Raw genomic sequence first — 13295 nt, forward strand, 5'->3', positions numbered from 1 at the left:
GTAACCTGTGGCCATAAAAAAGCCCCGGCTCAGCAGTGAGCCGGGGCTATATCATCTGATCAGGCTATTAATAGGCCCGTACGAGTTTGCCTTCCATGAAATTGACGAATGCCTTGTTCACCACCCGGTTACCCCCCGGCGTCGGGTAGTTGCCGGTAAAGTACCAGTCGCCCGAATGGTTAGGGCAGGCTTTGTGCAGGTTGTCAACGGTCTGGTAAACAACTGCCAGCTCGGCTTTCAGGTCTTTCGGACGAACGATGTCGGCAATTTTCTGCGAAATTTCTTCGTCGGTAAACGGCGCGAAAAGCGCGTTTACGTAGTTCTTTGCTTCGGCATTACCTGATTCGATAGCGGCTACGCACTCGGCGTAAACTTCGTCCATCAGGTATTCCATATTCCGTTCTCTCAGCAGCGCCAGGACGGCCCGGAAAGCTACAAATTCCTTCACCTTCGACATATCGATACCGTAGCAGTCAGGGAACCGGATTTGCGGGGCCGACGAAACGATGATGATCTTTTTAGGCCCTAACCGGTCGAGCATCCGCAGGATACTCTTTTCCAGCGTCGTTCCGCGGACGATGGAATCATCCATTACCACCACGTTATCCTTGCCTTTCTTAATCACCTCAAACGTCGTATCGTACACATTCGAGACCATATCATCACGCTGGGCTTCGTCAGTAATGAACGTACGCAGCTTGACATCCTTGGACACCAGCTTCTCAATGCGCGGACGGAACGTCAGAACGCGGTCGAGTTCTTCTTCGAACAGGATACCGTCCATGATCGCCTTCTTGCGCTGCTTTGCCAGGTGATCTTCCAGTCCTTCAACCATGCCGAAAAATGCGGTTTCCGCCGTATTTGGAATATACGAGAAAACGGTATTTTCGAGGTCATAATTGATTTCCTTCAGGATCTGCGGCACGAGCAGGCGGCCAAGTTGTTTGCGCTCGTTATAGATGTCCGGATCGGTTGCGCGGGAGAAGTAGATGCGCTCGAATGAGCAGGAGCGTTTTTCAATCGGCTTGATAAACTCATATTCGCCGTATTCGCCGTACTTGTCAATGATCAGCGCGTGGCCTGGCTGAATCTCCTTAATCTGGCTGTATTCGACGTTGAACGCCGTTTTAATCGCTGGCTTTTCAGAGGCTACCACCACCACTTCATCGTCGGCGTAGTAGTAGGCAGGGCGGATACCGGCCGGGTCGCGTGCCACAAATGAAGCGCCGTACCCTGTCATACCGGCCATAGCATAGCCTCCGTCGAAATCCCGGCAGGACCGGTGGAGTACCCGCTGCAGGTCCATGTTATCTTCGATAATGTCCGAGAGATCGGGGTTTTCGTAGATACCCTTAAACCGGTCAAAAACGCGCTGATTCTCTTCGTCGAGGAAGTGGCCGATCTTTTCCATCACGGTCACCGTATCAACCATCTCTTTAGGGTGCTGTCCGAGTGAAACCAGCTTGGTAAAGAGCTGATCAACATTCGTCATATTGAAGTTCCCCGCTACGACCAGGTTCCGGCTTCGCCAGCTGTTTTGCCGCAGCATCGGGTGGCAGTTTTCAATTTCGTTGGCACCGTGGGTTCCGTACCGCAGGTGTCCCATCCAGACTTCACCGGTAAAGGCCACGTTATCCTGCAACCACTTAGCATCCCTGAAGTGTTCTTTCCCCTCCTTTGATGCCTTCTTGAACTTTTTGTTAATCTTCTGGAAGATTTTCGCAACGGGCTGTTGATCAACGGATCGGTAGCGGCTGATGTACCGGTTACCAGGTGAAACGTCAATCTTGATATTGGCCACTCCCGCTCCATCCTGACCTCGGTTTACCTGTTTTTCCATCAGCAGATAGAGCTTATTGACAGGATAAAGCGGAGTTTTGTACTTATCGATGTAGTACTGGTACGGCTTGCGGAGCCGGAGGAGGGCAATACCGCATTCGTGCTTAATAGCGTCGCTCATGAAGAAGATCGCCGAAGCGAAGTTGGTTTTCGTTGTTAGAGAATGAACGCTTGTGTCCGTCCGATAGTTCGGGGAACATTAAGACAAAGTTATGTAACGAGCGGGATTTTCCGCTGTCCGGGTAACAATAAGCCCGGTCCGTTCCCTCTTTTTTTTATACCCGCCCGGGCAAAGAAAATTCTATATCCGAAAAATCCATTATTCTGTATAGCGTATACTTACAGGTTACTTAGTTTTTCTCCGGCCCGCAATAACGTGTCGTCATCCTTGGCAAAACAAAACCGCAGCAGTTTATGATCGGTCTGATCATGGTAGAAAACGGAGACCGGTACCGATGCTACCCCGATGTCGCGGGTCAGCCGGATGGCAAGGTCATAATCGTATTCGTCAGTGATCTGCCGGTAGGAGAGAAGCTGGAAAAAACTTCCCTCAGCGGGCGTATAGGTGAAGCGTGAGTTCTGAATAGCCGACAGAAACAGGTCCCGTTTAGCCTCGTAGAAGGTGGATAGACTCCGGTAAGGTTCCGGATTTTTCAGGAAATCAGCCAGTGCATACTGAATGGGGGTAATCGTGCTGAAGGTAACGTATTGGTGTACTTTCCGGAACTCGCGGGTCAGCTCACGGGGAGCCAGGCAATAGCCGATTTTCCAGCCAGTAACATGGTAGGTTTTGCCGAATGATCCGCAGATAAAGGTTCGTTCCTGCAAAACCGGATGGGTCATCAGGGAGTGATGCACGCGCCCGTCAAACAAAATGTGCTCATACACCTCATCGCTGACCAGAAAAATGTCCTTATCCCGTACAATTGCCGCCAGTTCATCCAGATCAGCGCGGGTCCAGACACGGCCGTTCGGGTTCTGCGGTGTATTGACCATGATCATCCGCGTTTTGTCTGTAATCTTGCTGCGTACTTCCGCCCAGTCGACCGAAAATCCGGGCGGATTCAGCCATATGTAGACCGGTACGCCCCCTGCCAGCTCAATGGCGGGTACATAGCTGTCATACACCGGTTCAAACAGAATGATCTCATCGCCCGGCCGGATTACCGTTGTAACGGCTGAAAAAATGGCCTCCGTAGCACCCGACACAATCGTTACTTCATCGTCCGGATGGTAGAACACGCCATAGCAATCAGCTGTTTTCTGCGCCAGGGCCTCGCGCAGTGCAGGCACGCCCGACATCGGGGCGTATTGGTTATGACCGTTCAGGTAATGGCTCACCAAAGCCGTCAGCTCCGGTGAGCAGTCAAAGCTCGGAAAGCCCTGCGAAAGATTCAGTGCGCCGGTATCGAGCGCCAGTTTCGACATAACCGTAAAAATGGTCGTGCCGACATTAGGGAGTTTAGATTGCATATAAGCTGTAGCGCGGATTGATACACCGCGTTGAGGTCTGAAAGTGAGTTCCTGTAGCGCGGAAGGTTATTCCGCGCTACAGGAACTACTGCCGTGGCGTACCGAACTTATTGCCGAAAAAGTCGTCTTTGTTCCAGGTCGGACGGGTCGGCGACTGACTGGTCAGATAGCCGGTCAGGAACTGGAGCTGCACGTGACGGGCGGCGGCCGAAAAATCAAACGGCTGATTCATGTCATCCTGCGGCGAGTGATAAATCGTAGCCCGCCAGTCGAGATTCAGTTTCAGGCCATCCAGTTGCGGATTGCCGGTCTGCGAACCGCTTTTCACGAACAGCGCCGGAATGCCCTGCCGGACAAAACTAAAGTGGTCGCTGCGCATGAAGACTACCTGCTCAGGCATCGGATCGGGCGAAACGGTAATGCCCAGGTATTTAGCGGCCGCCGTTACTTCGTTATTCAGACTGGAATGCTGTGCGCCATAGGGCACAATATCGAGCAGCGGGTGGAAAAAGAAGGGCATGTCGAGCGTCAGGTTGGCTACCATTTTCTCTTTCGGAACGGTCGGGTTACTGGCGAAATAGTCTGACCCGAGCAGGCCCATTTCCTCGCCCGTTACGCCCACAAACAGAATTGACCGCTTCGGGGCTTTCGGCAGCAGCGTAAACAGCCGTGCGGCTTCAAGGTTAATGGCAATGCCTGAGGCGTTATCGTGCGCCCCGTTATAGATCGAATCGCCCTTGACCGGCCGGCCGATACCCAGGTGGTCGAGGTGACAGACATACACTACATATTCATCCTTGAGCACCGGATCGCTGCCGGGTAACAGCCCGATTACGTTATAGCCCATGATTGTCTGCGGACTCAGCGTTTCGGTATGCATCCGTACCGTGGCGTTGAGCGGGAAGGCTTGCGGCGTATTGCGGTGGGCGATGGCAACGGCTTCTTCAAAGTTTTTCGCGGTGCCGGTAAACAGTGAGCGGGCGGTCGAATCACTGAACGAAGCGCTGCCGATCAGTTGCGGAAAGGTCCGCTGCGGATTGCCCTGATTGTCCATCCATTTAAACACACCCTGACGCGCACGCGGGGCGGCCGATTCAACACGGGCGCGGACATCGCTCGGCAGGCTGAAGGTAATTACCCCCACGGCGCCGTGTGCGGCGGCGTTTTCTGGCTTCGACGATGAATAATATGCCCGCTGATTCGACGGGAAAGAGGTTGGCGCTCCGTTGAAGTAAGCCACAATCTTACCTTTTACGTCGATGCCTTTGTAGTCGTCGTAGCCTAGTTCGGGCGCTGATACGCCGAAACCAACAAAAACAACCGGTGCCGAAACGTCGGCCGACGGCTGGTTAAAATTCGGACTCAGAATAAAGTTTTTGCCGTAAACGAGGGTCCGTTCGCCGGCTTTCGTCTGTATCTGGAGGTTGCTTTTCTGTTCATCAACCTGCCACTGCCGCAGAGGGACTTTTTGCAGGTAGGTATTATTTTCGCCGGCCGGTTTCAGGCCTAACGCTTCGAACTGAGCCTTAACATAGTTTGCAATCAGGGTATAGCCACGGGTGCCCGGTTTACGGCCTTCCATCACATCGTCAGCGATAAAGGTCATGTGGGCACGGATGGCTTCCGGACGTACGGCGGCGGCGGCGGCTTTGGCCTCGGCCGGAATGGTAATATCCTGCGCACGCAGGGATGTTGTAACGGTTAAGAGGGCTGCTGCCAGCAAGGCACTCAGCTGTTGATGAGCAGGTTTCAATGAAAACATGTAGGGTCAGTTAAGCAAAATGAGCCGTAATACAAAGACGAAAATAGCCCATAAGCCGCGATTTTACATGAAACTGCCGGACGATTTTGCGCAACCCCAGCCATAAACTATCCTTTATATCCCGGCCGGCCGCTGAAAACATGCTACTTTTGCACAAAATTGATGTAAACGGATGAAACGATACCTACTTTGCCTTGGACTGGCCCTGTTTGCGGGAAGCAGTGCCTTTATGAGCTGCCAATCCAAAAAAGAAGCTACACAAACTACCGATTCAACGGCTGCCGCACCGGCGGAGGAGGTAACCATTTCCGGACGGCTCGACAGCCTGGGGGTAACAGCCGAAGGTCACTGGCGGGGTATTTCCCTGGGCGACTCGCTGGCCCGGGCAAAAGCTGCCGAGAAAACAGAGCCGTTTGAAACCGCACCTGATCACATCGGTTATTCGGTTGAGTTTCCGAATCTGGAATCAATGGATGTGCTGTATTACTACAAAGGGCAGCCGCTGGTAACGGGTATTGTGGTAGACCTTTACCTGAATACCGCGCAATCGGTTAAGGCATACAATGAAGACCTGACCGCCTATTTTACGGCGCGGTATGGCAAACCCGTAACCGAAGAGGGGATGACGGTCTGGACGACCCCGAAGCAGGAAAAAGTAAGGCTCAAAGACGTGTCGCAGGGCAAGGATTTCGGGTTGAAAATCAAAATCGGCGATACTCCGAAACCAAAGACCACCGCCTGAAAAACGAAAAAGCGCAGACCCGTTAAGGCTGCGCTTTTTTTATACTGTATAAAGCCGGATTATACTTTGTACACCCAGCCGAATGAGTCTTCTATCTTGCCGGTCCGGATGGCATCCAGCTGCTCCTTAAGTTTCAGGGCAATTGAATCCGACGGAGCATGCTCCGGCAGCATATAGTCTTTACCGTTAAAGCCGATCAGCGAGTAAGGCGATACCACAACCGCAGTACCCGCGCCAAACGCTTCGGTCAGACGGCCGTTGTCAATGCCTTCTACCACTTCCGCAATCGATACCTTCCGCTCTTCTACCTCGATGCCCATCGTTTTGGCGATATTGATCAGCGTATCCCGGGTAATACCGCGCAGAATTGAATCAGAAAGCGATGGGGTCACAAGTTTACCGTCGATGATAAACATGATGTTCATCGTACCTGACTCCTCGATGTATTTGTGCTCAACGGCGTCGGTCCAGATCAGCTGGTCGTAGCCCTGCTGCTGAGCAAGCAACGTCGGGTAGAGCGAACCGGCGTAGTTGCCGGCGCATTTCGCAAAACCGGTACCGCCCGGTGCCGACCGGATATATTCCGTTTCAACTTTCAGCTTCGGCGGATTGCTGTAGTACTGACCGACTGGACAGGTGAAAATGCAGAACCGGTACGTTTTTGACGGAGCCACACCCAGATAGGTGTCGGTTGCAAACATGTACGGACGAATGTACAGCGAGCTGCCGGGTGTCGACGGCACCCAATCGGCGTCAACGCGTAGCAGCGCTTCAAGGCCGCCCATAAACACCTCTTCCGGAAGCGTAGCCATGCACATACGGTGCGCCGACTCGTTCATCCGTTTGAAGTTATCCAGCGGACGGAACATTAGCACCTCGCCGGCTTCGTTTTTGAACGCTTTCATGCCTTCAAAAATGGCCTGGCCGTAGTGTAGCGACGATAGGGCAGGGCTAAGGGTGAAATTATCGAATGGAACGATTTGTTGATTCTGCCATTGGCCATCGACAAAATCCGCCACAAACATGTGGTCTGAGAAGTGCTTGCCGAAGGGCAGGTTGTTGAAGTCAACCTCCTGAATGCGGGAGCGTTCGGCCTTCCGCAACTCGATCTGCAATAAGTCCGTTGTCATGCTAATAGTTGTTTTGTCACTTTTATAAGTGATAAGGGCAAAGGTAAGAAAAGTACCTGGATAACAAGATTATTCAGGATAAAAACCAAAACTATACCAAACTTTTAACCAAATGGTCTTTTTGCTAGTTAGGTAGGGTACGTTATGCTAATGAATTATGTCTGGTTTTCCACCTGATAATACCACCGATCCCTTTGATCATGCGTCTGTGCGCTATCTGCGCCAGTTGCTGGAAGTTGCCCATCCGGCAGATGAACCGTATGTGCTGAATGATACCGAAAGCCGGCTTATACGGCTGGTAACAATCCAGACTACGGTGATGGCGTCCCTGTTCAGTTTATGCTGTATGCTGGGCTGGTACATGCCGCATCAGGCATTCCCTTCGTTTTTCGGCACTGTGGCGTTTACTGTCCTGAATACTACGGTAAGTCTGCCCATGGTATCGGTTTTATATGCTATTCTGCTGACTTATGTAACAATACAGCTTGTGGCAGGCGTCAACAGCTGGGCTGTCCGCAAGATAATGGATACGTGCATGTTTCCGCGCGCTTATGATGCGCAGTATGAACAGCACTTACGGACATTAGAGGCCACAACCCGTTCGCAGGGGGCTGCCGGCTTTTTCCGGTTTGGCCTGAAACCATACCTGAACATTCCGCGCTGGGGTATGCACCTCTATATTGCCGTAAATGCTGTCTGGGCATTTTTGTGTGTGGCCGTGACGTATGTAGTTGTGCGTTTAGCGGTGCCGACTGCTCTTCAGCAACAAACGGTGTTTATGCTGGGGATTGTTATTATGGCGTATTGGCTGAGCCGGGCTTCGCGACGGATTATTCACGAAACCAAAGTACGGGTCATGGCTCCGCTGACGATCCGGGAGTTTGTTGATGAACTCTACATGCAGTGGGCACAGCATACCGACTTCCGCCGGTTAGTGGTTGAGGTACTTGCCTTCAGCGAAACACTGACTCATCAGCGCAGCTATGCAAACCTGCTGCTGACTGAAACCATTCTGAATCGTTTTAAACTGGAAAAAACCGGAACTAATCACTCGTTGCTTCAGGAAATGGCCTTGCTGCCTAAAGACGTGCGCTGCGGATTGGAACGGCTGGCTATCTTCGGGTTTGTTATCGATGGTGATCTTTCAGGCGCTGATCGTGAAAAACTACACCAGTTGGCCGATAAGGGCTTGCTCTCACATTCTTCGTCGCAGATCAGCGACATACTTCAGCAATATAGACAAGGAAATGGTTTGTGGGTGTAACAATATAGTGTTCCGTGTATGATTTTTACTGATTGTTATGCGCTGTGGTCAGACGGCGAAACCGCTGACACTCTAGCGCTAATAGTAAAAGACACAGTTATATGTGGCATATGTAATTATATGGTGTGAAATTTGTTAAGGGTGATAGATTAATTTGCTAAAAGCTACTATTTAATGATTGACGTTCTGTTGTATATATATATAACATATATGTATATTTGTATGTAATATTTATGGCTTAGTTAAGCATATGTTGTTTATGGCATAGTATTTGTTGGTTGTCATATGAGACAAACTTGCTTATTTTATGCTGGCTAATTTTACATTATGCAAGGCTAAAACCCTTAACCGTATAGAGCGCTTCTTTATTTGGAAGGGACTACTTGTGCTTTTACTCTCTTTGCCGCTGACTCTACATGCGCAGGTAACCGGCACCGTTTTCAAAGACTTTAATAACAATGGTGTTAAAGATAACACTACTTCTTTGACAGAGGTAGGCATGGCAGGCATCCATGTAATAGCTACAAAGCCAGACGGGACAACTCTGAATGTAACTTATACCGGTAGTGGGACAGCCACGAATAGTACCGGTGGATATAGTGTGACAGGGGGAACTCTAGGGCAAATCCGCCTTGAGTTTATTATGCCTGATGGGTATACTTACGCCTCAAACGGCGCTGTTGGCGGAACCATGGTTGCTTTTCCGGCTAGTGCAACGCAAAATCTGTCGGTTAATTATCCGGCAGATTATTGTCAGGCGAATCCATACTTAGTGACCCCCTGCTACGTTAACGGTCGTCCTTCAGCCAGTACAGCAAAAACAGATGCAATGGTGAAGTACCTGTATTCTGTATCGGGGCAGACCGAAGCTACGAATAACTCATATCTGGCTGTTGCGGCACAGATCGGAGCCGTTTGGGGGATGGCATATGACCGGACTGCAAAACAGATTTATGCAGCTGCATTTCTGAAACGGCATGTTGCTTTAAAAGATAACGATGGAGACGGCAAGGAAGATCTCGGAGCTATTTATACCATGACACCTACCGGTTCGCCTGCCCTCTGGCTTGATTTAGCAACGCTGGGTGTTGATGTCGGTTTATCACAAATGCCGACGATTACCGCGCGGGGCTTGCCGAATAATAAAACCGACCAGTCCTATGATGCCGCTGTTTATCCTCTGGTAGGGAAAGTAGGTTTGGGCGACATTGACATCTCCGATGATAATAAATATTTATATGTTGTAAACCTCTACAATCAGAAAGTTTATACGATTGATATTGCCACTAAATCGCTGGTAGGATCCGGAGTAACGGTCCCGAATGCATGTAGTGGCGGGAATAGCCGCCCGTTTGGCTTAAAATTCCATCGCGGTTCGCTATACGTTGGAGCTATATGTGATGCGTTGAGTTCGCAGGCTGTTACAGATTTGCAGGCTACGGTATATCGCTTAAGCGGAGGTGTCTTTACCAGCATGCTAACCTTCCCGTTGAATTATTCCAAAGGAGCCGCATTCAATGATGGTACGACAAAAACCGGCACAAAGTGGAACCCATGGAAGGATAATTTCTATCCGATGATGGGAATGAACTTCAGCGGACAGAATAATCCTGTTTATCCGCAACCAATGCTTGTTGATCTGGAATTTGACGTAAACGAGGAATTGATCATGACCTTCAATGACCGGTTGGGACACCAGACCGGAACATTGAACTACGGCACCGATATCGCGGATACTAAACTTTACAGTAGTGTTGTTGGTGGCGATATGCTACGGGCTGCTCTTACCAATGGGGTTTATGTACTTGAGAACAATGCAGCTACAGGTGGCATTACTGCATCAGGTGTAAATAACAATGAAGGTCCGGGAGGCGGTGAATTTTACTCGGGCGATAAATCGTTGTCAGGAGGTTCGTTTAATTATCACGAAGAAAACATACAAGGCGGGAGCGCCTTGTTTCCGGGAAAAGGAGAGGTCGCTGTTCATGTATCTGACCCGATTGATGCCTGGTCAGGGGGAACGTTCTGGCTAAGTAATACGACAGGACTCAGCAAGCGTGCCTACGAAATTTTCCCGTATAGTTACGATGTATCGTTGTTCGGTAAAGCCAACGGGTTAGGAGATATTGAGTTGATGTGTGATAATCCTCCTATTGAAATCGGTAACCGTGTTTGGGCAGATACGGATAGCGATGGTATCCAGGATGCCGGCGAAACCGGTATTGCCGGCGTGTCAGTAACACTCTGTACTCAGGGTGGAAGCCCCATTGCTACTGCGGTGACAGATAATAATGGTAACTATTATTTCTCTTCCGGCCCAGGTACGTCAACAACAAGTGCCATTTACAGTCTGACCAACCTGACCAGCAATACTCAATATCAGCTGAAGTTTCCTGTAACGGCTAACGGAGGGAAAGCACTGGTTACGGCAAATGCTGCTACCGATAATATCGATTCAGATGCTCCGTCCAGCGGGGTGGTTTCTTTTTCTACTGCTGGTTTCGGAGCCAATAATCATACATTTGATGTTGGTTATGGTGATGCAATATGTGCACTAAGTGCAACTGCTGTTGCCGGAACATGTAATCCTGTAACAAATGCTTATACCGCGTCCGGAACAATTACACTGACGAATACCGTAGCCGGAACGATTACAGTTTCTGACAATACCAAATCAACAACGATAGCGGTCACGAATTCAACAACTTCTGTTTCTTTTTCATTGACAGGCCTTGTCTCAGGGTCAGGCTCGCATACCGTAATCGTAAGCCTGCCAGGCTGCGGAACAACGACAGCGGCGTATAATGCACCGGCCAGTTGCTCAGTAAGCTGTACGTTACCGACAGTCTCACAGATTACAATGACCACGCCAACCTGTACGGGTACACTTGCCAATAACAATGGAACTATTACCCTGAGTGGTATCACCAATGGAAGTAAGTATGGTATATCGACCGGTACATCCTATAGCGGGGTCACATTCTCCAGTGCATCTGCATTGTCGGGAAGTAGTCTGGCAATAAGTGATTTACCGAATAGTTATACCGCTCAGGTATATACCGTTCGCATATTCGGAAGTGACGGAACGTGCTTTACTGACAGAAGCATTACTATCCCTGCTAACGTTTGTCAGATTACTGACTGCTCTAATGGCACCGTTAGTAAATTAAGTGTTATCTCAGATATGCTTAATTGTGGAAGCTCAAGCAACCCCGTATCGCTATTCCTGAACGCGAACAACAAGTATAATATCATTGCTCCGGGGACTTCTCCTCGGTTCGTAGAATATAATGATGGTACCGCATCGCTGGATTTGTATGTGATCGAAGATGGCGCAAGTACCCCGAGGGGCTGGCACTTTTCCGCAACATTCACCGGTAAAAGTGCAACACCAACAAAGCCAACGTTAGACCCTGATCAAAACTGTACCGGAAAAACAGGGCCACAACCTGACTGGTACTATTATACAGGTACCAACAACGTGAAAATTATTGGTATTGGTGATTATACAGGTGCCGAGATCAGTTATCTGGGTAGCGATCATGACATTGAGATCGGAACTGCTGCCCAAACCTATCAGGCTGTTTACGGTCTCGGTTTCTGGCTCAATCTTAGCATGGTTAAGAACCCATATAACGTGGCGAATGCATTCACCGTAAATACCGGTGATGTTCTCATTAATCTGAGTGCAGGAGCATCCTGTTGTGTCACGCCTGTACTAACCGTTTCTGCCGGAGTATGTAATAGCACTACGAATCAATATAGTGTGAGTGGTATCGTTTCATTGACAAATGCTTCTGCGGGAACGGCTACCATTTCAGACGGTACTAAATCAACTACTGTCGCTGTAACAGCTAGTTCTACAGCTATTGCCTACTCGCTATCCGGCCTGACATCGGGTACCGGCTCGCACACCGTAACAGTAACTTTACCAGGTTGCGGGACAGCCACGGCGACTTATAATGCACCGGCCAGTTGTACCGTCGCAGCTACAATTGCTGTCACCTCTGCCACCGTATGCTACGGCAGCAGTGCGACCCTGACGGCCTCAGGCTGTGCCAACGGTACGGTAACGTGGTCGAACAACACGACGGGCAACAGCCTGATCACGCCTAACCTGACCCAAACGACCAATTATACCGCTACGTGTACCACCCAGACATCAACTACTGTAGCAGTCGGCACGGTGACGGTGATGCCGCAGCCTGTTCTGAGTCTGCAAGCGAGTTCGACGTTTGTGACGGTCAATACCCCTGTGAGCTTGTCGGCTATCGGCTGTACGGGCACGGTAACCTGGTCAACGGGCGGTAATGGCTCAACCATCAGCGTGACCCCGGCCAATGCAACTAATACCTACTCGGCGACGTGTACGACGGGTCCGGGCTGTCTGACAACTGCTTCAATTACGGTCAATACGCAGCCGGCGGCGAGCCTAGTGGTGGTCTCGGCGACGGTGTGCTACGGCAGCAGTGCGACCCTGACGGCCTCAGGCTGTGCCAACGGTACGGTAACGTGGTCGAACGGCACGACGGGGGGCAGCCTGATCACGCCGAATCTGACGCAGACGACCAATTATACAGCGACGTGTACGACCCAGACGGGTTCAACTACCACGGCAGTCGGCACGGCGACGGTGATGCCGCAGCCGGTACTGAGTCTTGCGGCCAGTTCCACGAATGTGACGGTAGGTACGCCGGTGAGCATCTCGGCGGTTGGCTGTGTGGGCAGTGTGACCTGGTCAACAGGCCAGAACGGCAGTACGATCAGCGTGACGCCGACTAACCCAAGCCAGACCTATTCAGCGACGTGTACGACGGGCCCGGGCTGTCTGACTACGGCGTCGGTGACGGTCAATACCCAGCCGGCGGCGAGTTTAGTGGTGATTTCGGCGACGGTGTGCTACGGCAGCAGCGCGACGCTGACAGCCACAGGCTGTACCAACGGTACGGTGACGTGGTCGAACAACACCACGGGCAATAGTCTGATTACGCCGAACCTGACACAGACGACAAACTATACGGCAACCTGCACCACGCAGACAGGCTCAACCACTACTGCGGTAGGCACGGCCACGGTGATGCCGCA

7 protein-coding genes are annotated in these 13295 nt (G+C 50.8%); 3 read left to right on the forward strand and 4 right to left on the reverse strand.

Going from position 1 to position 13295, the window contains the following annotated elements; all coding sequences use genetic code 11:
• Positions 1 to 67: 67 nt before the first annotated feature.
• The 3 genes from AC23NW_RS08775 to AC23NW_RS08785 all read right to left on the reverse strand — a co-directional run bounded on the left by AC23NW_RS08775 (position 68) and on the right by AC23NW_RS08785 (position 5074).
• Positions 68 to 1960, reverse strand: coding sequence for an amidophosphoribosyltransferase (locus tag AC23NW_RS08775; protein ID WP_487448908.1), 1893 nt, complete (start codon positions 1958 to 1960; stop codon positions 68 to 70).
• 218 nt (positions 1961 to 2178) lie between these two features.
• Complete coding sequence (locus AC23NW_RS08780; RefSeq protein ID WP_487448930.1) at positions 2179 to 3330, reverse strand: methionine aminotransferase; 1152 nt, start codon at positions 3328 to 3330, stop codon at positions 2179 to 2181.
• A 67-nt stretch (positions 3331 to 3397) separates the two neighbouring features.
• Positions 3398 to 5074 carry a M28 family metallopeptidase gene (locus AC23NW_RS08785; protein ID WP_487448910.1) on the reverse strand — a complete coding sequence of 559 codons (1677 nt, stop codon included), beginning with the start codon at positions 5072 to 5074 and terminating at the stop codon, positions 3398 to 3400.
• A gap of 172 nt (positions 5075 to 5246) precedes the next feature.
• Here AC23NW_RS08785 and AC23NW_RS08790 point away from each other — a divergent pair, with 172 nt between their 5' ends.
• A complete protein-coding gene (locus tag AC23NW_RS08790) occupies positions 5247 to 5816 on the forward strand; it encodes a hypothetical protein (protein ID WP_487448912.1) in 570 nt (189 codons plus the stop codon).
• Between the two features lie 59 nt (positions 5817 to 5875).
• Here AC23NW_RS08790 and AC23NW_RS08795 read toward each other — a convergent pair whose 3' ends face one another.
• Entirely contained in the window at positions 5876 to 6946 is a 1071-nt protein-coding gene (locus tag AC23NW_RS08795) for a branched-chain amino acid aminotransferase (protein WP_487448914.1), read from the reverse strand.
• A gap of 157 nt (positions 6947 to 7103) precedes the next feature.
• Between AC23NW_RS08795 and AC23NW_RS08800 the strand changes: the two genes are divergently transcribed.
• Together AC23NW_RS08800 and AC23NW_RS08805 are read left to right on the forward strand one after the other, a co-directional pair.
• Positions 7104 to 8210: an LBF_2804 family protein gene (locus tag AC23NW_RS08800; protein ID WP_487448915.1), complete on the forward strand. Its 1107-nt coding sequence runs from the start codon at positions 7104 to 7106 to the stop codon at positions 8208 to 8210.
• 643 nt (positions 8211 to 8853) lie between these two features.
• Positions 8854 to 13295, forward strand: a 4442-nt coding sequence (locus AC23NW_RS08805) for an SdrD B-like domain-containing protein (protein WP_487448917.1), incomplete at its 3' end; no start/stop codon positions are given.

Source organism: Arsenicibacter sp. R0_47 (genome assembly GCF_057652235.1).